Origin of the sequence: Streptomyces sp. NPDC056224, from assembly GCF_042267665.1 — a bacterium.
In the GTDB taxonomy this organism is placed as follows: Bacteria; Actinomycetota; Actinomycetes; order Streptomycetales; family Streptomycetaceae; genus Streptomyces.
In genome coordinates this window covers 79,138-103,607 of the sequence record NZ_JBHJTK010000013.1, presented here as the reverse complement: position 1 = coordinate 103,607, position 24,470 = coordinate 79,138, and the positions used below count along the sequence as shown (strand labels likewise).

The following is a 24,470-nucleotide window of genomic DNA, read 5'->3' as shown; positions in this document are numbered from 1 at the left end:
TTCCACCGCCCCACTTGCACCGCCTCACATGCGCCGCGTCACCACCGACAGCCGGTCCCGCGCCTCGAACAGCGCCGCCTTGATGGCCTGCTCGTGCCCGTCCGTCAGCCGGGCCACCGGCACCGAGCAGCTCACCGCGTCCCGGGCCGGAGTCCGGTACGGCACGGCCACCCCGAAGCAGCGCAGCCCGAGCGTGTTCTCCTCCCGGTCCACCGCGTACCCCTGCTCCCGTACCAGCGCCAGCTCCTCGATGAGCCGCTCGCGGTCGGTGACGGTGTGCTCGGTGACCGCCTCCAGACGGCGCGGCAGCAGGGTCCGCACCTCTTCGTCGGTGTGGGTGGCCAGCAGCGCCTTGCCGAGCGCGGTCGAGTGGACGGGCAGCCGCCGCCCGACCCGGGTGAAGGGCCGCAAGTAGTGCTGGGACTGGCGGGTCGCGAGGTACACCACGCTCGTCCCGTCCATCCGGGCCAGGTGGATGGTCTCCGTCGTGTCGTCGGACAGCCGGTCCAGCGTGGGCCGGGCGGCCGCGACCACCTCGTCGCCGTCGATGTACGAGCTGCCGACCAGCAGGGCCCGGACGCCGATGCCGTACCGCGTGCCCGTCGCGTCCGTCTCCACCCACCCCAGGTTCACCAGGGTGCGCAGCAGCATGTACAGGCTGGACTTGGGCAGGGAGAGGTCGTTCTGGATGTCGGCGAGGCTGTGCAGGCCCGGCCGCGCCGCGAAGTGCTCCAGCAACAGGACCGTACGCACCGCCGATTTGACCGGCGGTGCCGGGGCGGCACCACCCGACTCGGTCGTCGTCATACGCCTGCTTCCCCTCTGGTCGCCTCTTGTCACGCGGAGGACGCGGAAATAGAGTCCGCAGCAGATGTGATCATTCATCCACCGGAACGGCGTTCAGAATACTGAACGATCCAGGAGGCAGTGGGCCATGACAACGACACCAGTCTGGAGTGTGGACCCCCGCACCGGGAAGCAGCGCGAGCAGGTTGCGGTGGAGGCCACTTCCCGCGAGGTGGACGAAGCCGTACGGGCCGCCCACGCGGCCCGTCACGCGCTGGCCGACGCCACTGCCCGCGCCGCCTTCCTGCGCGCCGCCGCCACGCTGCTCGACGAGGCCGCCGCACACGTCATCGAGGCCGCGGACGCCGAGACCGCGCTCGGCCCGGGCCGGCTCACCGGCGAACTGGCCCGCACCACCGGCCAGCTGCGCGCCTTCGCCGACGCCGTGGACGAAGGGGCCTACCTCGACATCCGGATCGACCGCGCCGACCCCTCCCTCAGCCCCCCGCGCCCCGAACTGCGCCGCTACAAGGTGCCACTGGGCGTGGTCGCGGTCTACGCCGCCTCCAACTTCCCGCTCGCCTTCTCCGTCCCCGGCGGGGACACCGCGAGCGCGCTGGCCGCCGGCTGCCCGGTGATCGTCAAGGCGCATCCCGACCACCCGGCCACGTCCGAGCTGTGCGCCTCGCTGCTGCGCCGGGCGGCCGTCGCCACCGGGCTCCCGGCGGACGTGGTCGGCCTGGTCCACGGGTTCGACGCCGGGCTGGAGCTGATCCGCCACCCGCTGGTGTCCGCAGCCGGGTTCACCGGCTCCATCCGCGGCGGGCGGGCCCTGTTCGACGCGGCCGCCGCCCGGCCCGTGCCCATCCCCTTCCACGGTGAACTCGGCTCCCTCAACCCCGTCGTGGTCACCCCGGCCGCGGCCGCCGAACGCGCCGAGGAGATCGGCAGCGGACTCGCGGGCTCGGTCACCCTGGGCGTCGGCCAGTTCTGCGTGAAGCCCGGCCTGGTCCTGGTCCCCGAGGGCGCGGCGGGCGACCGCCTGACCGGCGCGCTCACCAAGGCACTCGGGGAGACCGAGCCGGGGGTGCTGCTCGACCACCGGATGCGGGACAACTTCGTCTCGGGGGTCCGTGAGAGGGCCGCGCTGCCCGGCGTCGACGCACCCGTAACCCCGGGCTCCGGCGGTGAGCACACGGTCGGCGCGGGCTACCTGACCGTGCCGGCCGCCCGCCTCCTGGACGGCGCCCCGGACGCGGAGTACGAGGTACTGCTGGAGGAGTGCTTCGGTCCCGTGACCGTCGTCGTGCGGTACGCCGACCAGCGCGAGGCCGGCGCGGTGCTCGGGCGGCTCGCCGGGAACCTGAGCGCCACGCTCCAGCTGTCGCAGGCCGAGACCGAGGGCGAGCCGGGCCCCGCCTCAGAGCTGATCGCGCAGGTCACGGGGCTGGCGGGCCGGATCGTGGTGAACGGCTGGCCGACCGGGGTCGCGGTGGCCCCGGCCCAGCACCACGGCGGCCCGTACCCGGCGGCCACCTCGCACTCCACCTCCGTCGGCGGGACGGCGATCGAGCGCTGGCTGCGGCCGGTGGCGTACCAGTCGGTGCCGGACCCGCTCCTGCCGCCCGAGCTGCGCGAGGCCAATCCGCTGGGGCTCCCGCGCCGCGTGACGGGGGCCTGAGGCAGCCGCGTGGCCGCGGGGCGGGCGGCAGGGCGGACGGCCCGGGCCCCCGGCAGACCCGCCGGTAAATCCGTTGCCCGCCCCGCCGGGTGCGGGGCAGGCTGCGGCTCATGCCGAAGCCGCACGGATTCTCGTACCGACAGCACCAGGACGACTCCGTCGTCATCACCCACCAGGGCCGCACCGCAGCGACCCTGCGCGGGGGCCGGGCGGACAAGTTCCTGGCCGAGGTGGGGTCCGGCGACGCGCAGCTGGTGATGGCCCGCTGGACCGGCGCCTACAAGTTCGGCAACGAGCGCACGGCGAGGAACCACCCCCGCAACCGGCGCTGACCCCCGTCGGGCGCGGGCTGGGCACCGGCGGGGCCCCGGTCGAGGGCTCGGCCGGAGTCGCGGCCGGAATCCGATCGGCATCCCGGTCGAATCCCGGTCGAAATCCCGGTCGAAATCTCACGCGAGAGTAAGGGAACGGCAAAGGGCCTCCGGTCGTTCTCCAGGGCATGACCGCTATGACCCCTGGATCCAACCTGCCGCTCAATGCCGTCCGTGTGACGGTGGACGTGGCTGCCCCGGTGCGGCTCGACGTGTCGGGACTCCTCCTCACGGCGGACGGCAAGGTGCGCTCCGACGCCGACTTCATCTTCTACAACCAGCCCTCCGGGCCCGGTGTGACGTACCGGTCCGGCGGCGGCGCGGCACCGGACTCGATCACCGTGGACACCGGCGCGCTGCCCCCGGGCATCGAGCGGATCGTGGTCACGGCCAGCCCCGACGCGGCCGGGCAGACCTTCCAGGGCGTCGAGCCCACCGCCACCGTGCGCAACGCGGACGGCGGCGCGGTGATCGCCACCTTCACCCCGCCGCAGCTGGGAGCCGAGACCGCGCTCGTCGTCGTCGAGGTCTACCAGCGCGGCGGCGTGTGGAAGGTGCGCGCGGTCGGCCAGGGGTACGCGAACGGTCTCGCCGGCATCGCCACCGACTTCGGGGTCTCCGTGGACGAAGAACCGGCCGCCGCACCCGCACCCGTCGCCCCGCCGGCGCCTCCGGCGCCGCCCGCCCCGCCGGTCGCCTACCCGGCCTCCCCCTGGCTCGGCGGTGCCACCACGCCCGCCGCCCCGCCGGTCCACGCCGCCCCCGCACCCGCACCCGCCCCCGCCCCGGTCGCGGCCGCCGCCCCGCCCGCCGGGGGGAAGATCAACCTCGACAAGGGCCGGGTGAACCTCCAGAAGAACCAGACCGTCTCCCTGGTCAAGGGCGGCCGCCCGCTGCTCTCCCAGGTCAAGATGGGCCTCGGCTGGGAGCCCGCCTTCGGCGGCCGCGACATCGACCTCGACGCCTCCGTCATCGCGTACGGCCCCCAGCGCAACCACATCGACAGCTGCTACTTCGGCAAGCTGTCCATCCTCGGCGGCGCGATCAAGCACTCGGGCGACAACCTGACGGGCGAGGGCGCGGGCGACGACGAGGTCATCGTCGTGGACCTGGGCCGGCTCCCCGCGGACGCGACGGGGCTGGTCTTCACGGTCAATTCCTTCTCCGGCCAGAAGTTCACCGAGGTGGCCAAGGCCTACTGCCGTCTGATCGACGCGGCGAGCGGCGAGGAGCTGGTGCGCTTCGACCTCACCGGCGCCGAGCCGCAGACCGGGGTGATGATGGCCAAGCTGATCAAGCAGTTCACCGGCGAGTGGGAGATGACGGCCCTGGGTGACTTTGTGAAGTCCCGCACAGTGCGCGGCATGGTCAAGCCCGCCTCGCAGGCGCTCTGAGCAGGTGGGCGGGCACATGGCGCCATGGGGCCCGGTCGCGGGTGATGGATGCCACGCGTAATCCGGGGGTGGCTGTCAGTGCCCGCCCGTAGCCTTGAACTCATGCACGAGTCACTCACCCCCGCGGGGCCCGCCCGCCCGTCCGCCGCCGAGGCGAACGAGGCGATACGGCACCTTGTCGAGACCCGGGTGGACGGCGAGTGGCCCTCGGAGGCGTATGAGTTCCTTCTCGCCGAGTGGGCCGAGGCGTCCCGCGCGGAGGTTTCCGCAGCCCGGTAGGCGCGGCCCGCGGCCCGGGGACCGCCTTCGGCACCGCCGGCGGCCACCGGGACCAGCAGCCCACCGGCCCCGGACCCGCCGGTCCGGAGCACCGCCGATCCGGAACCCTGTCGGTCCGGAGCCCCGTCAGCCCCGGACCTCGTCAGCCCCGGACCTCGTCGGCCCCGGACCCGCCGGTCCGGAGCCCCGTGGCCCCGGACCCGCCCGGTCTCGCCTGCGCAGGCGTCAGTGTGCGCGCCGCCACGGGCCGGTGATCGCCAGCATGATGCCCGGGTCCTGGATGTTGGCGTACAGCGTGCGCCCGTCCGGGGAGAAGCAGACACCGGTGAACTCCGAGTACTCCGGCTCCTCGGCGGTCCCGATGTTCAGCTCGTTGCGCGCCAGCGGGTAGGTGCGGCCCGATCCGGTCGCGCCGAACAGGTGCTGCAGCCCCGAGCCGTCCTCCGCGATGACGAGCCCTCCGTACGGCGACACGGTGATGTTGTCGGGGCCGTCGTAGCCGCCGTCCGCCGCCGGGTCCGCGTTGACGCCGATCAGGACGGTCAGCCGGACCGTCCGCCGCTTGGGGTCGTAGAACCACACCTGGCCGTCGTGCGCCGCGCCCGGGCTCTCCTCACGGGCGTAGGAGGAGACGAAGTACGCGCCGCCGTCGGCCCACCACATGCCCTCCAGCTTGCGCGCCCGCGTCACGGCGCCCTCCGCGAACTGCTTGCGCACCGGCACCGTCCGCGCGTCGCGGTCCGCCACGTCGACCCAGTCGACCCCGTACACGGTGCCGGTCTTCGTCGCGCGCGAGAGGTCGTCGACGAACCGGCCCGAGCTGTCGATGCACTTGGCGGCCTGCAGCAGGCCGGCGTCGGCGGAGAGCGTACGGAGTCTGCCGCGCCCGTGGCGGAAACCGGCCGGCGGGCTCCAGCGGTAGAACAGCCCGCTGGGGCCGGAGGCGTCCTCGGTCAGGTAGGCGTGGCCCTGGCGCGGATCGATGACCACGGCCTCGTGCGCGTACCGTCCGAAAGCCTTGATCGGCCGCGGGTCGCGGTTGGCGCGGCGGTCGTGCGGGTCGACCTCGAAGACGTAGCCGTGGTCCTTGGTCATGCCGTTCTTGCCGGCCAGGTCCTCGGTCTCCTCGCAGGTGAGCCAGGTGTCCCAAGGGGTGGAGCCGCCGGCGCAGTTGGTGGACGTACCGGCGACGCCCACCCACTCGGCGACCTCGCCGCCGCGCCGGACCTCGACGACCGTGCAGCCGCCGGCCGCGGCCGGGTCGTAGACCAGGCCCTCGGTGAGCGGGACGGGGTGGGCCCAGTTCTCCCGCTTGCCCTTGAGTTCGTGGTTGTTGACGAGGAGGGTGACCCCGCGGTGGCCCTCGAAGGCGGCGGTCCCGTCGTGGTTGGACGGGGTGATCTCGCCGGAGTCCAGCTTGGTGACCCCGCTGTGCGTGATCACCCGGTACGAGAATCCGGCGGGAAGGGCGAGGAGGCCGGCCGGGTCGGCGACGAGGGGGCCGTAGCCGGGCTCGCAGGGCCGTCCGTGCTCGTCGCGGCGGGTGTCGTCCTCGGCCGCCAGCGCGCCCGGGGCGGTGGCCAGGGCGCCGACCGTCCCGGTGAGCGCGACTCCCGCGCCGGCGAGGACGGTGCGGGCGGTGAAGTCTCTGCGGCTGAGCGGCATCGGGTCTCCAGGGGTGGGGAGGTGGTGCGCCTGTCGTGCGGTCGTCGGCGCACACGCTCCCGCCCGCACGTGAACGGCGGCTGAACTACCCGGCACGAGGAGCCGACTCCGTGCCTGCGGGCGGAATGGCCAGCTCCTGCCCAGGATCGGCTCATTGTCGATGCCCCGGCACAGGCGTCAGCGTCCGGCGCCCTTCAGGGTCCCGCCCACCCCGCCCGTCCCGCCCACCCCGCCCGTCCCGCCCTCCCCGAGCGCACCGCCCGCCCCGTCACGGCCGCCCCGTCACGCCCCGTCACGGCCGCCCCGTCACGCCCCGTCACGTCCGTCCCGTCACGGCCGCCGGGAACGCGCCTTGAACGCGGCCTTGCGGGCCTCTTTCGCCGTCTTCTTGTCCGGGTGCAGCCGGCCCATCGCCTCCAGGACGTACGCCGTCGCCGGGTGCTCCACCCGCCACACCTGCTCGAAGAACCCGGTGTGATGGGCGGTCAGGGTCTCCATCAGCAGCGGGAGCTCCTCGGTCTCCCCGTCGGCGGCCAGTTGCGCGGCGATCGTGTCGACCGTCAGCCAGAACACCATCGCCCCGTCCGGTGCCGGTACGTCGGCCGCCCCGCGCTCGGCCAGCCAGACCCGGGCGAGGCCGCCCAGCTCCGGGTCGTCCAGCACCGCGCGGACCGCGGGCTCGGCCTCGGGACCGGCGGGGGCGAGGGCCTGCTGGCATCGCAGCCGGCGCAGCGGGGCGCCCTCGTCGTCACCGCGCGCGGCGTCCAGCAGCTCGGCCACGGCCGCGGGGACTTCGCGTCCGGCCAGCCACGCCTCGATCTCGGCCTCGGCGGCGCTCTCCGGGTAGGCGCAGACGGCGTCGAGCAGCACGTCCGCCCCCTTGTCGGCCAGTTCACCGACGGCGGGTGCCTCGACCCCGGCCTCCAGCATCCGGGCGCGGACCCCGTACAGCCCGAGCGGGGTCAGGCGGACCATCCCGTAGCGGGAGACGTCCTCGTCGGCATCGTCCCGGCCGGCGGCCGCGCCGGAGGCGGCCGGCTCGTCGTCCGCGTCGGCCATCAGCTCCTCGTCGACGGGCCGGAACTCGACCAGCCCGATGGGCTCCAGCTGCCGGAACTGGTCGTCGAGGCGCATCATCGCGTCGGAGACCTGCTGCAGCACGGCGTCGGTCGGCTCGCCCATGTCGTCGGGCACCACCATGGACGCGGCGAGCACGGGCAGCGGAACCGGCCGGTCCGCCGCCCCGCCCGCTGACACGGTGAGCAGGTACAGATTGGCGAGGACCCCGTCGAGGAAGTCCTCCTCGCGCCGCGGGTTCCAGTCCAGCTGGTCGAAGTCGATCTCGCCGCCCGCGTCCAGCGCGTCGACCAGGTCGTCCAGGTCGGGCACGGCCGCGTCGGCCAGTACGGAGTCCAGCGCGGCCAGCCACAGGTCGAGTACGTCGCCGGGCGCGCCGCTCGTCACCAGTGCCAGGTCCTCACCGGGCAGGGCGGTGCCGGACTCCTCCCCGCCGCCGTCGGCCCCTTCGGCGCCCTCACCCGCGTCCTCCTCCGGCTCGGTGACGTCCACCAGCCCGGTGTCCACGGCCACGCGCCAGGCCCGGCTCGCGTGCACCGCGGAGTCCGCGTCGGCGACGTCGAGGCCGAGCACCGCGGCGGCCTCGGGGAGTTGGGCGGCGACGAGTTCGCCGCCGATGTCGACCCGGGTGTCGTCTCCGGCCCAGCGGGCCAGCCGCACGGCGCGGGCGAACAGGGGGGCGACGAGGGCGTCGCGGGCCAGCTCCGCATCGGAGTGCAGCCGTACCGGCGGCAACGTGGGGTGCGGCTCTGCGGACATGAAGCGGTTCTCCTCGCGGACGCGGTGGGGCGGGGTGACACGGGCCGTGACATCAGTCGGCCGGTCAGTCGGCCTGCCGGCGTTCGGCCTGCCGGCGTTCGGCCGGTCAGCCGGACGGGACGGGCATGCGGACGGGACGGGCATGCGGACGGATCGACGGACGCCCGGCGCAACCTTGTCAGGCGACCCAGCGTAGACGCATTTCGGGCGGCTCCGGCGGGTCATCCCCTTTGGTTCATCCCACAGTCAGCTGTCGTATTTCCTGGAGGCCTTGACAACTTTGGCGGCCACACAGGAAATTGACGCGCGTAGATGTTTCGGGAGCCGCAAGTCTCCCGCAGATCTCCTGCCGCTTCAACGCCGTCTCCCTCATCCCACACCGGAGTTCCCGCTCATGCGCTCCTCGCATCCCCGTTCCGCCGCCGTCTCGGCCCTCGTCGCCACCGCGCTGGCCACCGGCCTGCTGGCGGGCTCCGCCGACGCGGCCGAAGGCTCCGCCGCCGGCCAGGTACGCATCCACGACATCCAGGGCACCACCCGGACATCCCCGCTCGCCGGCAAGCAGGTCGCCGATGTCGAGGGCATCGTGACGGGGGTGCGGACGTACGGCTCGCGCGGCTTCTGGATCCAGGACCCCGACGCCGACGACGACGCCGCCACCAGCGAGGGCGTGTTCGTCTTCACCAGCTCGGTCCCGACCGTCGCCGTGGGCGACGCGGTCAAGGTCTCCGGCACGGTCGGCGAGTACATCCCGGGCGGCGTCAACTCGGGCAACCAGTCGGTGACCCAGATATCCAAGCCAGCCGTCACGGTGGTCTCCTCGGGCAACGCGCTGCCCGAGGCCACCGCGGTCAACGAGTACACGGTGCCCGCCGAGTACGCCCCGGAAGGCGACCCGGCCGCCGGCGGCAGCATCAACGGGCTGGCCCTGGACCCCTCGCGCTACGCCCTGGACTTCTACGAGTCCCTCGAGGGCATGAACGTCAAGATCGGCACCTCGCGCGTGGTCGGCGCCACCGACCCGTACTCGGAGCTGTGGGTCACCGTGAAGGGCTGGGAGAACGCCGCCAAGCGCGGCGGGACGATCTACGGCTCCTACGGGTCCCAGAACACGGGCCGCCTCCAGATCCAGCAGCTCGCGCCGCTCGCGCAGCAGCCCTTCCCGGTGGCCAACGTCGGCGACAAGCTGACCGGCGTCACCGAAGGCCCGCTGGACTTCAACCAGTTCGGCGGCTACACGCTCGTGGCCCGCACTCTCGGCACGGTCCAGGCCGGCACCCTCGCCCCCGAGAAGACCAAGGCGCAGGACGCGCACGAGCTCGCGGTGGCCACGTACAACGTCGAGAACCTCGACCCGACCGACCCGCAGGCGAAGTTCGACGCGCTGGCGAAGGCGGTCGTCGAGAACCTGGCCTCCCCCGACATCCTCGCCCTGGAGGAGATCCAGGACGACAACGGCGCCAAGAACGACGGCACGGTCTCGGCCGAGCAGACGCTGACGAAGTTCACCGCGGCGATCGCCGCGGCGGGCGGCCCGGCCTACCAGTGGCGGACCGTCAACCCGGAGGACAAGAAGGACGGCGGCGAGCCCGGCGGCAACATCCGCCAGGTGTTCCTCTTCAACCCGGAGCGGGTCTCCTTCACCGAGCGCGCCCCGGGTGACGCGGTGACGGCGACCGGCGTGGTCAAGGAGAACGACAAGGCCGCCCTGACCCACTCCCCCGGCCGTGTCGACCCCGCGAACCCGGCGTGGGCGGACAGCCGCAAGCCGCTGGCGGGCGAGTTCGTCTTCCGCGGCAAGACGGTCTTCGTGATCGCCAACCACTTCGGCTCCAAGGGCGGCGACGAGGGCCTGACCTCGCACCACCAGCCGCCGGTGCGCTCCTCGGAGGCCAAGCGGCTGCTCCAGGCGCAGGCCGTGAACGGCTTCGTCAAGGAGATCCTGGCGGCGGACAAGAACGCCAACGTCCTCGCCCTCGGCGACATCAACGACTTCGAGTTCTCCGGGACCACGAAGGCGCTCGAGGACGGCGGGGCGCTCTACTCGGCGATCAAGTCGCTGCCGAAGGCGGAGCGGTACTCGTACGTCTACCAGGGCAACGCCCAGGTGCTGGACCAGATCCTGACCAGCCCGGCGATCAAGAAGTTCACGTACGACAGCGTCCACATCAACGCGGAGTTCGCCGCCCAGAACAGCGACCACGACCCGCAGGTGCTGCGCTTCAAGCCGTAGTCGCGGCCGCCTGACCCCTGAGACCGCAGAGGGCCCGGACGCCGTCCCGTCCGGGCCCTCTGCCACACTCCTGGCCATGATCTTCCGTACAGCCACGCGCGCGGACCTGCCCGCCGTACTCGCCCTGCTGGCCGACGAGGAGCGGGTCGTGGACCCGGCTGCGGTCGTCGTCGACGAGGCGCGGGAGCGGGCCTTCGCCGCCATCGCGGCGGACGCGCGCAACGAGGTGCTGGTCCTGACGGACGACGACGGCGCCGCGGTACTGGGATGCCTCCAGCTCACGTACATCCCCGGCCTGGGCCAAGGGGGCCGGGACCGGGCACTGGTGGAGGCGGTACGGATCCGCCCGGACCGGCGGGGCGAGGGGCTGGGTGCGGAGCTGATGGAACTGGCCGCCGACCGGGCCCGCGAGCGCGGCTGCGGCCTGGTCCAGCTGACCAGCGACAAGCGGCGCACGGCCGCCCACCGCTTCTACGAACGGCTGGGCTTCACGCGCAGCCACGAGGGCTTCAAGCTGCGCCTGGAGTCCTAGCCGGGTCCTGTCGTCGAAGTGGCTCCGGGCGGGGCCGTTCCGGGACAAGACGGGGACTTTCGGCCCTGACGTGACGCTCGACACATCCCTACCGAATCGACCTCGTGTGGTGTTGAGTGTCTGCACGCCCGATCTTGTGCCGCCTCGTACCCCGCACTCGCCGGAGGCCCACGTGTTCCCCTCCATGTCCCTCGCCCAGGAAATCGGCCTCGCCCTCCTTATCGTGGCCGCTCTCGCCTGGGTCGTCGGCCTCGGCCACATGCTGCGGGGCAGCCGCTCCGACCTCCCGGAGCCGGCCGCGTACGAGGGCCTGCCGGTGATCCCCGCCCAGCGCACCTCCGCCGCCCACCCGATGGAGTCGGTGGAGCTGACCGAGGCGGAGCAGCAGGCCTTCGCGGGCCTGATCCGCACGATCCCGCTCCGCTGACCCCCACGCAGCGCCCCCGGCGCCTCCCCTGCGCGCCTTCCGCCGCCCACCACGTCGCGCGGTCCGGTCCCGAGGCAGCGGCTCAGTCCGCGACCACTGCACTTCGGTCAACGACATGACCGGACCAACGGCCCAGTGATCCGAACAGGTCGGCCTCGGGCCAGGATGGGAGCGTGATACCGCCCCGACTGCTGTGGTGTGACCCCCGGCCCATCCCCCGGTTCAACCGGCAGGAGCCGGTGACCACGATCATTCGCGATCCCGGCTTCTACGAGCCGAGCGAAGAAGACGACTGCTGGCGGTTCGGGTACTTCTGCCAGGCGCATGACCGCCCCTACTGGCACGAGGGCTGCGGGGAAGGGCCGCATCTCATCGCCCTGCACTGCGACGGGCACGGGCCGGAGAACATGTGGCCGCAGCCGAAGATGCTGATGTTCCCGGCAGGGTTCGACCCCCCGCTGAGCGACGTGCAGCTGACCTGGGTGCAGGCACAGTGGGACGCCGCCGACTAGGCCGGATCCGAAAGAGACGGCCCGGCCGACAAGGGGCTCCGTGGAACCGGTCAAGTCACGGGTTCCCGGGACATGACCGCCTCCGGCCCGTGGGGGCTACTTGTAGGGCCGGCCCCACCGGAAACGGAACGGGGCGGCACGGCACGGGCGGACGACTCCTCGCCGCGGAATGCCGGCAGCCCTTGCAGGAGGAGTACCGCCATGACACGAAACGTTCACGCTCACCACGAGGGCCGGCCCGAGCGGCGCTTCCTCCTCGCGATGATCATCGCGTCCACCGCCGTGCTGTCGGGGGCTGCGATCCCTCCGGTGTCCACCGCGTCCACTGCGTCCACCGCGTCCACCGCGACCGGCACGAGCCGGCCCGCGGCGGCGACGGCTTCCTCGGTGACTCCGGACCCGGCGCCTGGCCCGGCCCCGGCGCCGAGGGCGGACCCACCGGCTTCGCGCTCCTCCTGACATGGAAGAGCGCCCTCCCGCGACCCGTGAGGGCCGTGGGAGGGCGCTCGCCGATGCCCGGGGCGTCAGTTGTGGCTGTGCAGGACCTCGTTCAGGCCGCCCCAGGCCGCCTTGTACGGGCGGGCCTCGACGGCGCCGGTGACCGAGTTGCGGCGGAAGAGGATGTTGTTGGCGCCCGAGAGCTCCAGGGCCTTGACGATCTGGCCGTCCGGCAGGGTCACGCGGGTGCCCGCGGTCACGTAGAGGCCGGCCTCGACGACGCACTCGTCGCCCAGCGCGATGCCGACGCCCGCCTCGGCGCCGATCAGGGTGCGCCGGCCGATCGAGATGATCTGCTTGCCGCCGCCCGAGAGGGTGCCCATGGTGGAGGCGCCGCCGCCGATGTCGGAGCCGTCGCCGACCACGACACCCGCGGAGATGCGGCCCTCGACCATGGAGGTGCCGAGCGTGCCGGCGTTGAAGTTGACGAAGCCCTCGTGCATGACGGTGGTGCCCTCGGCGAGGTGCGCGCCGAGGCGGACGCGGTCCGCGTCGGCGATGCGCACGCCCTTGGGGGCGACGTAGTCCGTCATCCGGGGGAACTTGTCGATCGAGGTGACCTGGAGGTGCAGGCCCTCGGCGCGCGCGTTGAGGCGGACGGTCTCGACCTGGTCGACCGCCACCGGGCCCAGCGAGGTCCAGGCGACGTTGGCCAGCAGGCCGAAGACGCCGTCGAGGTTCTGGCCGTGGGGCTTGACCAGGCGGTGGCTGAGCAGGTGCAGGCGCAGGTACGCGTCGTGCGCGTCCAGCGGCTTGTCCTCCAGGGAGGAGATCACCGTACGGACGGCCACGACCTCGACGCCGCGGACCGCGTCCTGGCGGATCGCCCTCGACGCGGCGGCGCCCAGCTGCTCCACGGCCTGCTCGGCCGTGAGGCGCTCGGTGCCGGCCGGGCCGGGCTCGGCGACGAGCTCGGGGGCGGGGAACCAGGTGTCGAGGACGGTGCCGTCGGCGGTGATGGTGGCAAGTCCGGCGGCGACGGCGCCGGTGGTACGCGTAGCAGTCATGCCAGAAACCTAACCGGCGACGGCCCGCGGTCGCGAACCGGTCTCATGTGCCGGTCGCGCGCGTCGCCGCGCCCCCGGCGCACCCATGACCAGCACGGTCGCCCCGGCGGCCGCGCCGAGTACCGCGCACAGGGGCCACAGCAGGTCCGGTGCGGTGTCGTAGAGGGCTCCGCCGAGCGGTGCGGCGAGCACGACGCCGCTGACGGAGACGCCCGCGTACAGGCTCTGGAACCGGCCCACGGCGTGCTCGGGCGACTCGTCCGCCACGTACGCGGTGGCCGTGGTCTTGTAGAGGATCTCGCCGAGCGTGAGGAGGACCATCATCGCCACGGCGGCGGGCATGCCGACGCCGAGCATCAGCATCGCGTAGCCGGCGCCCACCAGCACCAGCCCGGTGCCGATGAGGTGCAGCGGGGAGCACCGGCGCAGGGCGAGGGCGGCGGGGATCTCCAGGAGCAGGATGACGCCGCCGTTGATCGCGATGAGGAGTCCGTAGGCGCGGGTGTCCAGGCCGTGGTCGGCGAGGAAGACGGGGAAGGTCGTGTAGTGCTGCCGGTAGACGAGGTCGATGACGACGATCGCGCCGAGCAGGACGAGCAGGGCGGGCCGGGTCCGGAGCTCCCGCCACAGGCCTCCGCGGCCCGGCGGGCTCCCGTGCGCGGTCTCGCCGGGGCGGGCGGCGCCCCCGGCCGGGACGACCCAGGCCGTCCAGAGGGCGAAGAAGAGGGTGCCGAGGCCGTCCGCGACGAAGAGCCAGTCGTACGAGAGCCCGGTCGCGATCAGCGCACCGAGCGGTGCGCCCAGGGTGAAGCCGCCGTTGGACAGGCAGCGGGTGACGGCGAAGGCCTGGCGCCGGGATCCCTCCGGCACGGTGACGGCGACCAGCGCGGAGTTGGCGGCGCGCACCACCCCCGAGGCGTACTGGGCGAGCGGCAGGGCGAGGGCGAGCAGTGCGGTGGGGAGCAGCGGCAGGACGACGAGGACGGCTCCGCCGAGCGCGGAGGCGGTGAGCAGCACGCCGCGGTGGCCGAAGCGGTCCCCGTACCAGCCGCCGGTGAAGTTCCCGGCGACCAGCCCGACACCGCCGATGCCCACGATCAGGCCCGCCTGGGCGGCCCCGAGGCCGCGCGGCCCGGTCAGGTAGACGAAGACGAAGACGAACGTGCAGCTGACGACGGCGTTGACGAACACCCCCGCAGCCAGCAGCCACACAGTCCTCGGTACGTCTTTGAACCCCTGCAGCACACCCGTGTCCCCCGGATCCAGTGAGTCAGTTCCTTTTGGGAACGGACTATGTCAGCATGACAGCCTTGGGTCAACGGACAAAGGAGTTCCCATGGCCCAGCGCACGCACCTCGGCGACGCGGACTGCTCCATCGCCCAGGCCCTCGACGTGGTGGGCGACTGGTGGACGCTGCTGATCGTGCGCGACACCGCGCGCGGTCTGCACCGCTTCGAGGAGCTCCAGCGCGAGCTGGGGATGTCCCGGAAGGTCCTGGCCGAGCGGCTGAAGCTGCTGGTCGAGGCCGGGGTGCTGGCGCGCGAGCCGTACCGGGAACGTCCGGTGCGGCACGAGTACCGGCTGACCCCGCGCGGGCGGGGGCTGCTGCCGGTGCTGGTGGCCCTCCAGGACTGGGGGGACACCTGGATCCTGGGAGAGGGAGAGATGACGGCGACGACCGTAGAGGCCTCGCGGGAGGCGGAACGGGTGCACGCGCTGCGCGGAACCCGGCTGCCCGAGCTGGTCCTGCCGGACCGTTTCGGCGAGCTGCGCGATCCGGTGGCGGACAGCGCGTTCACGGTCCTGTACTGCTTCCCGGGCGCGTACGCGCGCGCCGAGTCCTATCCGCCCGGCTGGGCCGGGATACCGGGCGCCAAGGGCTGCACGTTCGAGTCGTGCACCTACCGCGACCAGCTCGCCGAGTTCACCGCGGCCGGCGCCACCGTGCACGGGGTGTCGACCCAGCGGCCGGACGAGCAGCGGGAGTTCGCGGAGCGGGAGCGGCTGCGCTTCCCGCTCCTCTCGGACGCGGAGCTGGCCCTGACGGCGGCGCTGCGGCTGCCGACCTTCCGCGCGGGGGGCGTGACCCGGATGAAGCGGCTGACCCTGGTCCTCGACCGCGACCGCACCGTGCGCGAGGTGTTCTACCCGATCCAGGACATCGAAGCGAGCGTCCAGGCGGCCCTGACGGCGGTCCGCTCGGGCCGGCCGTAGCCGGAGCCGTAACCGGAGCCGCAGCCGGACCCGTGACCGGACCCGCAGTCGGCCCCGCGCTTCAAGCGCCGCGCCGCGCGGGACGCAGCACCCGGCTCAGGATCTCGCGGGCGCCCGACTCGTCGTACTCGGCGTTCGTCAGGAGGACCTGCAGGCTGATGCCGTCCATGACGGCGACCAGGGCGCGCGCCGTCACCGGGTCGGTCCACGGGGCCAGGGCCGCCGCGACGGCCTCGCACCACTCCGCCGCCACCGGCCGCAGCGCGGGCCGCCGCAAGGCCGCCAGGTAGAGCTCGTACTCCAGCTCCGCCCGGCCCCGGTCGGCCGACAGGAGCTCGCCCAGCAGCCGTGCCAGCGCGCCCGCGAGGTCCTCGCCGTCCCGTACGGCCAGGGCCGGGGCGAAGGCCTCGCAGGCCTGCCGCAGGGCCGCTACCAGCAGGTCGTCCAGGGTCTTGAAGTGGTAGGTGGTCGACCCGAGCGGTACGTCGGCCTCCGCGGCCGCGCTGCGGTGGCTCAGCCCCGCGATGCCCTTGGCGGCCACCACCCGGATCGCCGCGTCGATGATCCGCTGCCGCCGCTCGGGGTCGTACCTGCGCGCGCCGGGGGCCATCAGTGCGCGCCTCCCAGATTCAGCAGCACCACGCCACCGATCACCAGGGCGATCCCGGCGATCTTCGCGGCGGTGGCCGCCTCGCCCATGAACACCATGCCTATGGCGGCGATCGCGGCGGTCCCGACCCCGGCCCATATCGCGTACGCCGTGCCCACCGACATCGTCTTCAGCGTCTGTGCGAGCAGGGTGAAGGCGATGACGTAGCCCAGCAGCGTGCCCAGCGAGGGCCACAGCTTCGTGAAGCCGTCGCTGTACTTCATGGCGGTGGTCCCGGCGACCTCGGCGGCGATGGCCGCGGCAAGCAGTGCGTAAGGCATGTGTACAAGAGTACACAACGATGTGTACGACCGTACACATGCGCCACTCGGCAGGAACACGAGCAGCACCCGGGACTCCTGCGCAAAACGACGAGGGCCCCCGGCACGACCGTGCCGGGGCCCCTCACCTGCGAGTGATCAGACGTTGAAGCCGAGCGCGCGGAGCTGCTCGCGACCGTCGTCCGTGATCTTGTCCGGGCCCCACGGGGGCATCCAGACCCAGTTGATGCGAAGTTCGTTGACGATGCCGTCCGTCGCCGACTTCGCCTGGTCCTCGATGACGTCCGTCAGCGGGCAGGCCGCGGAGGTCAGCGTCATGTCGAGGGTGGCGATGTTCGCGTCGTCGATGTGGATGCCGTAGATCAGGCCCAGGTTGACCACGTCGATCCCCAGCTCGGGGTCGACCACGTCGTAGAGGGCCTCGCGGACCTCCTCCTCGGTGGCCGGCTTGATCGACGCCTCGGGCGTCGCGTTCTCGGTCATGCCGTCTTCCTCTCCGCGTCGCCCAGTGCCTGGGCGGTCGCGTCCTTCCAGGCCATCCAACTCAGCAGAGCACACTTCACGCGAGCCGGGTACTTGGAGACGCCGACGAACGCGACCGCGTCCTCCAGCACCTCCTCCATGGCCTCGTCGGGCTCGATCTTGCCCTTCGACTGCATCATCTCCAGGAACACGCCCTGGATCTTCTGCGCCTCGGCCAGCTCCTTGCCGACGAGCAGCTCGTTCAGCACGGACGCGCTGGCCTGGCTGATGGAGCAGCCCTGGCCCTCGTACGAGACGTCGGTCAGCGTCTCGCCGTCGTACTTCACACGGAGCGTGATCTCGTCGCCGCACGTCGGGTTGACGTGGTGCACCTCGGCATCGCCGTCGCGCAGGCCACGCCCGTGCGGGTGCTTGTAGTGGTCCAGGATCAGTTCCTGGTACATCGAATCCAGCTTCACAGCGTCCTCGTCCTCGTCGCCCTCGGTCAGCCGAAGAAGTTCCGTACGTGCTCCAGCCCGTCGATCAGCGCGTCGACGTCGGCGGGAGAGGAGTACAGGTAGAAAGACGCTCGCGTCGTCGCGGGAATTCCGTAGCGCAGGCAGACCGGGCGGGCGCAGTGGTGGCCCACGCGGACCGCGATGCCCTGCTCGTCCAGCACCTGGCCGACGTCGTGCGGGTGGATGTCGCCGAGCACGAAGGAGATCGCCGCGCCGCGGTCCTCGGCCGTGGTGGGGCCGATGATCCGCAGATCGGGCACCTCGGCGAGGCGCTTGATCGCGTACTCGGTGATCGCGTGCTCATGCGCGGCGATCTTGTCCATGCCGATCGCCGACAGGTAGTCCACGGCCGCGCCGAGGCCGACGGCCTGGGCGATCGGGGGCGTACCCGCCTCGAACTTGTGGGGTGCCGGAGCGTACGTCGAGGCGTGCATCGACACGGTCTCGATCATCTCGCCGCCGCCGAGGAACGGGGGCAGGTCCTCCAGCAGCTCCTGGCGGCCCCACAGGACACCGATGCCGGTCGGGCCGCACATCTTGTGGCCGGTGAAGGCCACGAAGTCGGCGCCGAGCGCCTGCACGTCCAGCGGCATGTGCGGCGCGGCCTGGGAGGCGTCGATCAGCACGAGGGCGCCGACGTCCTGGGCGCGCCGGACGATCGCCTCGACCGGGTTGACCGTGCCCATGATGTTGGAGACCAGCGTGAAGGAGACGATCTTCGTCTTCTCCGTGATGACCTCTTCGATGTTGGACAGGTCGAGCCGGCCGTCGTCGGTGAGGCCGAACCACTTCAGCTTCGCGCCGGTGCGCTGCGAGAGCAGCTGCCACGGCACGATGTTGGAGTGGTGCTCCATCTCCGTGATGGCGATCTCGGTCTCGCGGTCGACCCGGTAGGGCTCGTCCGCCCAGCCGAGCATGTTCGCGACCAGGTTGAGCGACTCCGAGGCGTTCTTGGTGAAGATCACCTCGTCGCGGCTCGGTGCGTTGATGAAGGCGGCGACCTTGTCGCGGGCGCCCTCGTACAGCGCCGTGGCCTCCTCGGCGAGCACGTGCACGCCGCGGTGGACGTTGGCGTTGTGCTGCTCGTAGTACTCGTTCAGCGCGTCGAGTACCTGGCGCGGCTTCTGCGAGGTCGCCGCGTTGTCCAGGTAAACGATCTTCTTCCCGTCGTGGACCACACGATCCAGCAGGGGGAAGTCCTTGCGGATCGCCTCGATGTCGAGGAGGCCAGGCAGCTGTGTCACGCGGTCGCGCCACCCTTCGTGCTGTACGCCTCGTAGCCTTCCGCCTCCAGCTTGTCGGCGAGTTCGGCGCCACCGGACTCGACGATGCGGCCTTCCGAGAAGACGTGGACGAAGTCGGGCTTGATGTAGCGGAGGATCCGCGTGTAGTGCGTGATCAGCAGGGTGCCGACCTCGCCGGTCGCGCGGACGCGGTTGACGCCCTCGGAGACCTGGCGCAGCGCGTCGACGTCGAGGCCGGAGTCGGTCTCGTCGAGGATCGCGATCTTCGGCTTCAGGAGCTCCAGCTGCAGGATCTCGTGGCGCTTCTTCTCACCGCCGGAGAAGCCCTCGTTCACGTTGCGCTCGGCGAAGGCCGGGTCCATCTGGAGCTGCTCCATCGCGGACTTGACCTCCTTCACCCAGGTACGCAGCTTCGGGGCCTCGCCGCGGATGGCGGTGGCGGAGGTGCGCAGGAAGTTGGAGACCGAGACGCCGGGGACCTCGACCGGGTACTGCATGGCGAGGAAGACGCCGGCGCGGGCGCGCTCGTCGACGGTCATCTCCAGGACGTCTTCGCCGTCGAGGGTCACGGTGCCACCGGTGATGGTGTACTTCGGGTGACCGGCGAGCGAGTACGCCAGGGTGGACTTGCCGGAGCCGTTCGGACCCATGATGGCGTGCGTCTCACCCTGCCTGACGGTGAGGTCGACGCCCTTGAGGATCTCGCGGGCGCCGTTCTCGGCCTCGACGGAGACGTGCAGGTCGTGGATTTCAAGCGTTGCCATGGATACCTCAGGACTCCTGGGTGAGGGAGACGAGCACGTCGTCCCCTTCGATCTTTACGGGGTATACGGGTACGGGGCGCGTCGCGGGCAGGCCCGAGGGCTTACCGGTGCGCAGGTCGAAGGCAGACCCGTGCAGCCAGCACTCGATCATGCAGTCCTCGACCTCGCCCTCCGAGAGCGAGACGTTCGCGTGCGAGCAGATGTCGTTGATCGCGAACACCTCGCCCTCGGCGCGGACGATGGACACCGGCGTGCCGTCGAGCTCCACCCGCTTGGGGGAGTTCTCCTCCAGCTCGCTCAGCGCACAGGCCTTGACGTAGTTCATCAGACGGAGCCCTGGAGCTCGGTCTCGATCTTGGCGAGCAGGCGCTCCTCGATGTCGTCGACACCGATCTGCTGGACGAGCTCGGCGAAGAAGCCGCGCACGACCAGGCGGCGGGCGTCGTCGGCCGGGATGCCGCGGGACTGCAGGTAGAAGAGCTGCTCGTCGTCGAAACGGCCGGTCGCGGAGGCGTGGCCGGCGCCGACGATCTCGCCGGTCTCGATCTCCAGGTTCGGCACCGAGTCGACCCGCGCGCCGTCCGTGAGGACGAGGTTGCGGTTCATCTCGTAGGTGTCGGTGCCCTCGGCGGTCTTCTCGATGAGCACGTCACCGATCCAGACGGCGTGGGCGTCCTGGCCCTGGAGCGCGCCCTTGTAGACCACGTTCGACTTGCAGTGCGGGGCGTCGTGCGTGACCAGGAGGCGGTGCTCCTGGTGCTGGCCGGCGTCCGTGAAGTACAGGCCGAAGAGCTCGGCCTCGCCGCCGGGACCGGCGTAGCTGACGCGCGGGTGCAGGCGCACGACGTCGCCGCCGAAGGTGATCACGATCGACTTGAAGGTCGCGTCACGGCCGACCAGCGCGTTGTGCTGGGAGACGTGGACGGCGGTGTCGTCCCAGTCCTGCACGGACACGACGGTGAGCTTGGCGCCGTCGCCGACCAGGAAGTCGACGTTGGCGGCGCGCACGCCGTCACCGGTGTGGTCGATGACGATGACGGCCTCGGCGAAGGCCTGCACGTCGAAGACGGTGTGGCCGAAGGTCGTGCCGCCCTCGCCGTGCAGCGTGACGCGCACCGGCTCGGTCAGGACGGCCTCCTTGGGCACGGTGACGACCGTGGCCTTGGCGAAGGACGAGAACGCCTGGGCGGCGATCCGGTCCACCGGGGTGCCGGCCTTGCCGATGCGCGCGTCGCCGCGCTCCACCGACTCGACGGTGACGCCCTCGGGCGCGTCGATCTGGGCCTTCATGGTGCCGTTGGCGACCGCGGTGCCGTCGTGGAGACCGCGCAGGCGGGCGAGCGGGGTGAACCGCCACTCCTCCTCGCGGCCGTGGGGCACGGGGAAGTCCGCCACGTCGAAGGACGGGGGCGCACTCATCCGGGTGGCGACGGTGGACTCGGCGGCCACCGCGATCGCGCCGGCGGTGGTCGACCCCGCCGGAATGTTCTGAGCCTCAGCCATGGCTGTCGTCTTGCTCACTCTCTTAAAAGAACACGGTCTACGTCGTTGCGATCCTCGGCCCGCAGGGGCGCGGACCGCGGAGCTGGTGGTGGGGCGGCCGGGACTAACCGACCGAGCCCTCCATCTGCAGCTCGATCAGCCGGTTCAGCTCCAGGGCGTACTCCATGGGCAACTCGCGCGCGATGGGCTCGACGAAGCCGCGCACGATCATGGCCATCGCCTCGAACTCCGTCAGACCGCGGCTCATCAGGTAGAAGAGCTGGTCGTCGGAGACCTTGGAAACGGTGGCCTCGTGGCCCATGGAGACGTCGTCCTCGCGCACGTCCACGTAGGGGTACGTGTCCGAGCGGGAGATCGTGTCGACCAGGAGCGCGTCGCACAGCACGTTGGACTTCGAGCCGTGCGCGCCCTCGCCGATCTCGACCAGACCCCGGTAGGAGGTGCGGCCGCCGCCCCGCGCCACCGACTTCGAGACGATGTTCGAGGAGGTGTTCGGCGCCATGTGGACCATCTTGGAGCCGGCGTCCTGGTGCTGGCCCTCGCCCGCGAAGGCGATGGACAGGGTCTCGCCCTTGGCGTGCTCGCCCATCAGGTAGACGGCCGGGTACTTCATGGTGACCTTGGAACCGATGTTGCCGTCGATCCACTCCATGGTCGCGCCCTCGTAGGCCACGGCGCGCTTGGTGACCAGGTTGTAGACGTTGTTCGACCAGTTCTGGATCGTCGTGTAGCGGCAGCGGCCGCCCTTCTTCACGATGATCTCGACCACGGCGCTGTGCAGCGAGTCCGAGGAGTAGATCGGGGCGGTGCAGCCCTCGACGTAGTGGACGTAGGCGTCCTCGTCGACGATGATCAGCGTCCGCTCGAACTGGCCCATGTTCTCCGTGTTGATGCGGAAGTAGGCCTGGAGCGGGATGTCGACCTTGACGCCCTTGGGGACGTAGATGAACGAGCCGCCCGACCACACCGCGGTGTTCAGCGAGGCGAACTTGTTGTCGCCGACCGGGATGACCGTGCCGAAGTACTCCTGGAAGAGCTCCGGGTGCTCCTTGAGCGCCGTGTCGGTGTCCAGGAAGATGACGCCCTGCTCCTCCAGGTCCTCGCGGATCTGGTGGTAGACGACCTCGGACTCGTACTGGGCCGCGACGCCGGCGACGAGGCGCTGCTTCTCCGCCTCCGGGATGCCGAGCTTGTCGTACGTGTTCTTGATGTCCTCCGGCAGCTCTTCCCAGGAAGCGGCCTGCTTCTCGGTGGAGCGCACGAAGTACTTGATGTTGTCGAAGTCGATGCCCGAGAGGTCGGAGCCCCAGTTCGGCATGGGCTTCTTGTCGAACAGCTTGAGACCCTTGAGGCGGAGCTTCAGCATCCACTCCGGCTCGGACTTCTTCGCCGAGATGTCGCGCACGACATCCTCGGACAGACCCCGCTTGGCAGCGGCGCCAGCCGCGTCGGAGTCGGCCCAGCCGTATTCGTAGGTGCCCAGGCCATCGAGCTCAGGGTGAGCAGTCTCCGTGGTCATGCGGGGTTCCTCCCGGCCGTACTTGCAGATACTGATGTGTCGGTCTGTGTGGTGCCCGCGCTACGCGGAATGAACGTCGTGCACACCCCGTCGCCGTGGGCGATCGTGGCGAGACGCTGCACATGGGTCCCGAGCAGGCGGGAGAAGACCTCGGTCTCCGCCTCGCAGAGCTGCGGGAACTGCTCGGCGACGTGTGCGACCGGGCAATGGTGCTGGCAGAGCTGTTCACCGCTGTGCGGACCGGGAGCGCTCTTCGCCGTAGCAGCGTACCCGTCGGCGGTCAACGCCCTGGCAAGGGCCTCCGCGCGCTCCTGCGGGGTGGCCGCGTCGACGGCTTCCCGGTAGGTCTTCGCCTGCTCTTCCATCCGCGACCGGGCGAAGGCGGCGACGGCCGCCTCTCCCCGCTCTCCGCCGCCGACGGACTGCGCGATCCAGCGCAGGGCGTCCGCGGCGAGCGTGTCGTAGGACTGGTCGAAGGCATCGCGGCCGCAGTCGGTGAGCGCGAAGACCTTGGCGGGCCGGCCGCGGGTGCGCGCGCCGTACACGCGCTGCTCACGGGATGCGACGACGTCGTCGGTGACGAGCGTGTCGAGGTGGCGGCGGACGGCGGCCTGGGTGAGGCCGAGGCGCTGGGCGAGGTCGGCGACGGTGGACGGGCCGTGGTCCAGGATGGACCGCGCGACCCGGTTGCGGGTGGACCGCTCCCCGGTCGCGAGCTCCCCCTGGGGGGCCTCGATCTGCCGTTCGCCGTATTTCACAACGCCATTGTTGCGTAATTAGTCGAGCGGCGACAAGCCGTGACGGACGCCACCCCTGGTGGCCTCCATCACTAAGGGTTACCTAATTTGTCGACGCAGAGTTATTCGGAAGGAAGTGCTCCGCACTCTCGCCAGGAGCCGCCGACGAGCCGTTGCAGGGCTCCCACCAGCAATCCTCCACCCATGGCGATTCCCGGCACCGCAACACCGGATTCAGGAAAAGCTCACTGAACGACGCTGGGCCGTCCGGGAGCGACACCCCGGAAACAGTCGCGATCACAGCACGATGTGCGAACCCGAAGGCGACGAAAACGGCGCCCGCCCGGCTCCGTAGACTCATCCCCCATGAGCAACGACCCCGCCGTGGAGATCCGCGGACTGGTGAAGCGGTACGGCCCCAAAACAGCGGTGGACGGCCTGGACCTCACCGTCCGCAGGGCCTCCGTCACCGCGGTCCTCGGCCCCAACGGCGCGGGCAAGACGACCACGGTGGAGACCTGCGAGGGCTACCTCCGCCCCGACGCCGGCACCGTCCGCGTCCTCGGCCTCGACCCGGTCGCCCAGGCCGGGGCCCTGCGCCCGCGGATCGGCGTGATGCTCCAGTCCGGGGGCGTCTACTCCGGGGCCCGCGCCGTCGAGATGCTGCGCCACATGGCCGGGCTGTACGCCGACCCGCTCGACGTCGGCACGCTGGCGGAACGCCTCGGCCTCGGCAGCTGCGGCCGCACCCCCTACCGCAGGCTCTCCGGCGGCCAGCAGCAGCGTCTGGCCCTCGCCATGGCCGTCGTCGGCCGTCCCGAGCTGGTCTTCCTGGACGAGCCCACCGCCGGACTGGACCCGCAGGCCCGCCGGGCGACGTGGGACCTCGTACGGGAGCTGCGCGCGGACGGGGTCACCGTCGTGCTCACCACCCACCACATGGACGAGGCCGAGCAGCTCGCCGACGAGGTCGCCATCGTGGACGCGGGCAAGGTCATCACCCACGGCAGCCCCGAGCAGCTGTGCCGGGGCGGCGCCGAGAACACGCTGCGCTTCACCGGCCGGCCCTCCCTGGACCTCGCCTCGCTGCTGAAGGCGCTGCCCGACGGCACCCAGGCCGCCGAGCTCACCCCGGGCGTCTACCGGGTCACCGGCGACGTCCACCCCCAGCTGCTCGCCACCGTCGCCTCCTGGTGCGCGCAGCACGGCGTCATGCCGGACAGCCTCTCGGTGGAGCGGCACACCCTGGAGGACGTGTTCCTGGAGCTGACCGGCAAGGAGTTGCGTTCATGACCGCGCACGGGCCCGGCACCCGCCGGGGGTCCGGGGGTCGCCCCCCGGGAAGACACAGCCTGGA

At 71.6% G+C, this 24,470-nt stretch carries 26 protein-coding genes; 11 read left to right on the top strand and 15 right to left on the bottom strand.

Features of this window, described 5'->3' with window-relative positions; genetic code table 11:
- Positions 1-24: 24 nt before the first annotated feature.
- Positions 25-807, bottom strand: coding sequence for an IclR family transcriptional regulator (locus tag ACFCZ1_RS18145; RefSeq protein ID WP_376679263.1), 783 nt, complete (start codon positions 805-807; stop codon positions 25-27).
- Positions 808-934: 127 nt separating this feature from the next.
- Between ACFCZ1_RS18145 and ACFCZ1_RS18140 the strand changes: the two genes are divergently transcribed.
- The 4 genes from ACFCZ1_RS18140 (at position 935) to ACFCZ1_RS18125 (ending at position 4,511) form a co-directional block, all read left to right on the top strand.
- Complete coding sequence (locus ACFCZ1_RS18140) at positions 935-2,467, top strand: aldehyde dehydrogenase (NADP(+)) (protein ID WP_376679262.1); 1,533 nt, start codon at positions 935-937, stop codon at positions 2,465-2,467.
- Between the two features lie 110 nt (positions 2,468-2,577).
- On the top strand, positions 2,578-2,799 hold the full coding sequence (locus tag ACFCZ1_RS18135; RefSeq protein WP_376679261.1) for a hypothetical protein: 222 nt from the start codon (positions 2,578-2,580) through the stop codon (positions 2,797-2,799).
- Positions 2,800-2,966: 167 nt separating this feature from the next.
- Positions 2,967-4,232, top strand: coding sequence for a TerD family protein (locus tag ACFCZ1_RS18130; RefSeq protein ID WP_376679260.1), 1,266 nt, complete (start codon positions 2,967-2,969; stop codon positions 4,230-4,232).
- Between the two features lie 102 nt (positions 4,233-4,334).
- The gene (locus tag ACFCZ1_RS18125) at positions 4,335-4,511 is read left to right on the top strand and encodes a hypothetical protein (protein ID WP_376679259.1); all 177 of its coding nucleotides are present in this window, start codon (positions 4,335-4,337) and stop codon (positions 4,509-4,511) included.
- Positions 4,512-4,736: 225 nt separating this feature from the next.
- Here ACFCZ1_RS18125 and ACFCZ1_RS18120 read toward each other — a convergent pair whose 3' ends face one another.
- Together ACFCZ1_RS18120 and ACFCZ1_RS18115 are read right to left on the bottom strand one after the other, a co-directional pair.
- Positions 4,737-6,176 carry an alkaline phosphatase PhoX gene (locus tag ACFCZ1_RS18120; protein ID WP_376679258.1) on the bottom strand — a complete coding sequence of 480 codons (1,440 nt, stop codon included), beginning with the start codon at positions 6,174-6,176 and terminating at the stop codon, positions 4,737-4,739.
- A 330-nt stretch (positions 6,177-6,506) separates the two neighbouring features.
- Positions 6,507-8,012, bottom strand: a complete 1,506-nt coding sequence (locus tag ACFCZ1_RS18115) for a hypothetical protein (RefSeq protein ID WP_376679257.1) — start codon at positions 8,010-8,012, stop codon at positions 6,507-6,509.
- Between the two features lie 394 nt (positions 8,013-8,406).
- On the opposite strand from ACFCZ1_RS18115, the gene ACFCZ1_RS18110 reads away from it, so the two are divergent.
- The 5 genes from ACFCZ1_RS18110 (at position 8,407) to ACFCZ1_RS18090 (ending at position 12,175) form a co-directional block, all read left to right on the top strand.
- Positions 8,407-10,245, top strand: a complete 1,839-nt coding sequence (locus tag ACFCZ1_RS18110) for an endonuclease/exonuclease/phosphatase family protein (protein ID WP_376679256.1) — start codon at positions 8,407-8,409, stop codon at positions 10,243-10,245.
- Between the two features lie 76 nt (positions 10,246-10,321).
- Positions 10,322-10,777, top strand: a complete 456-nt coding sequence (locus tag ACFCZ1_RS18105) for a GNAT family N-acetyltransferase (protein WP_376679255.1) — start codon at positions 10,322-10,324, stop codon at positions 10,775-10,777.
- Positions 10,778-10,949: 172 nt separating this feature from the next.
- On the top strand, positions 10,950-11,204 hold the full coding sequence (locus ACFCZ1_RS18100; protein WP_376679254.1) for a hypothetical protein: 255 nt from the start codon (positions 10,950-10,952) through the stop codon (positions 11,202-11,204).
- 239 nt (positions 11,205-11,443) lie between these two features.
- On the top strand, positions 11,444-11,716 hold the full coding sequence (locus tag ACFCZ1_RS18095; protein WP_376679253.1) for a hypothetical protein: 273 nt from the start codon (positions 11,444-11,446) through the stop codon (positions 11,714-11,716).
- 201 nt (positions 11,717-11,917) lie between these two features.
- On the top strand, positions 11,918-12,175 hold the full coding sequence (locus ACFCZ1_RS18090) for a hypothetical protein (RefSeq protein ID WP_376679252.1): 258 nt from the start codon (positions 11,918-11,920) through the stop codon (positions 12,173-12,175).
- A gap of 65 nt (positions 12,176-12,240) precedes the next feature.
- Here the strand turns inward: ACFCZ1_RS18090 and dapD are convergent, their stop codons facing one another.
- Together dapD and ACFCZ1_RS18080 are read right to left on the bottom strand one after the other, a co-directional pair.
- Entirely contained in the window at positions 12,241-13,221 is a 981-nt protein-coding gene (dapD, locus tag ACFCZ1_RS18085; protein WP_376679251.1) for a 2,3,4,5-tetrahydropyridine-2,6-dicarboxylate N-succinyltransferase, read from the bottom strand.
- Between the two features lie 9 nt (positions 13,222-13,230).
- Positions 13,231-14,463, bottom strand: a complete 1,233-nt coding sequence (locus ACFCZ1_RS18080) for an MFS transporter (protein ID WP_376679314.1) — start codon at positions 14,461-14,463, stop codon at positions 13,231-13,233.
- A gap of 94 nt (positions 14,464-14,557) precedes the next feature.
- Between ACFCZ1_RS18080 and ACFCZ1_RS18075 the strand changes: the two genes are divergently transcribed.
- Positions 14,558-15,436, top strand: coding sequence for a winged helix-turn-helix transcriptional regulator (locus tag ACFCZ1_RS18075; protein ID WP_376679250.1), 879 nt, complete (start codon positions 14,558-14,560; stop codon positions 15,434-15,436).
- A gap of 61 nt (positions 15,437-15,497) precedes the next feature.
- Here ACFCZ1_RS18075 and ACFCZ1_RS18070 read toward each other — a convergent pair whose 3' ends face one another.
- The 10 genes from ACFCZ1_RS18070 to ACFCZ1_RS18025 form a co-directional block, all read right to left on the bottom strand.
- A complete protein-coding gene (locus ACFCZ1_RS18070; protein ID WP_376679249.1) occupies positions 15,498-16,046 on the bottom strand; it encodes a TetR/AcrR family transcriptional regulator in 549 nt (182 codons plus the stop codon).
- Entirely contained in the window at positions 16,046-16,366 is a 321-nt protein-coding gene (locus ACFCZ1_RS18065; RefSeq protein WP_328925061.1) for a multidrug efflux SMR transporter, read from the bottom strand. Before ACFCZ1_RS18065 ends, ACFCZ1_RS18070 begins: the two co-directional genes overlap by 1 nt.
- A 138-nt stretch (positions 16,367-16,504) precedes the next feature.
- Positions 16,505-16,849, bottom strand: a complete 345-nt coding sequence (locus ACFCZ1_RS18060; RefSeq protein WP_030388904.1) for a metal-sulfur cluster assembly factor — start codon at positions 16,847-16,849, stop codon at positions 16,505-16,507.
- Positions 16,846-17,307, bottom strand: coding sequence for a Fe-S cluster assembly sulfur transfer protein SufU (sufU, locus tag ACFCZ1_RS18055; protein ID WP_030292254.1), 462 nt, complete (start codon positions 17,305-17,307; stop codon positions 16,846-16,848). The genes ACFCZ1_RS18060 and sufU overlap by 4 nt, the downstream gene beginning before the upstream one ends.
- A 26-nt stretch (positions 17,308-17,333) precedes the next feature.
- Positions 17,334-18,590: a cysteine desulfurase gene (locus tag ACFCZ1_RS18050; protein WP_150256906.1), complete on the bottom strand. Its 1,257-nt coding sequence runs from the start codon at positions 18,588-18,590 to the stop codon at positions 17,334-17,336.
- Complete coding sequence (gene sufC / locus ACFCZ1_RS18045) at positions 18,587-19,354, bottom strand: Fe-S cluster assembly ATPase SufC (RefSeq protein ID WP_376679248.1); 768 nt, start codon at positions 19,352-19,354, stop codon at positions 18,587-18,589. The genes ACFCZ1_RS18050 and sufC overlap by 4 nt, the downstream gene beginning before the upstream one ends.
- Before the next feature lie 7 nt (positions 19,355-19,361).
- Positions 19,362-19,679, bottom strand: a complete 318-nt coding sequence (locus tag ACFCZ1_RS18040; RefSeq protein ID WP_376679247.1) for a bifunctional 3-phenylpropionate/cinnamic acid dioxygenase ferredoxin subunit — start codon at positions 19,677-19,679, stop codon at positions 19,362-19,364.
- Positions 19,679-20,857 carry a Fe-S cluster assembly protein SufD gene (gene sufD, locus ACFCZ1_RS18035; RefSeq protein ID WP_376679246.1) on the bottom strand — a complete coding sequence of 393 codons (1,179 nt, stop codon included), beginning with the start codon at positions 20,855-20,857 and terminating at the stop codon, positions 19,679-19,681. Before sufD ends, ACFCZ1_RS18040 begins: the two co-directional genes overlap by 1 nt.
- Before the next feature lie 103 nt (positions 20,858-20,960).
- The gene (gene sufB, locus ACFCZ1_RS18030) at positions 20,961-22,376 is read right to left on the bottom strand and encodes a Fe-S cluster assembly protein SufB (RefSeq protein WP_215142058.1); all 1,416 of its coding nucleotides are present in this window, start codon (positions 22,374-22,376) and stop codon (positions 20,961-20,963) included.
- Positions 22,373-23,134, bottom strand: coding sequence for a helix-turn-helix transcriptional regulator (locus ACFCZ1_RS18025; protein ID WP_376679245.1), 762 nt, complete (start codon positions 23,132-23,134; stop codon positions 22,373-22,375). The genes sufB and ACFCZ1_RS18025 overlap by 4 nt, the downstream gene beginning before the upstream one ends.
- A gap of 345 nt (positions 23,135-23,479) precedes the next feature.
- Between ACFCZ1_RS18025 and ACFCZ1_RS18020 the strand changes: the two genes are divergently transcribed.
- Complete coding sequence (locus ACFCZ1_RS18020) at positions 23,480-24,406, top strand: ABC transporter ATP-binding protein (protein WP_376679244.1); 927 nt, start codon at positions 23,480-23,482, stop codon at positions 24,404-24,406.
- The last annotated feature ends 64 nt before the right edge of the window (positions 24,407-24,470 follow it).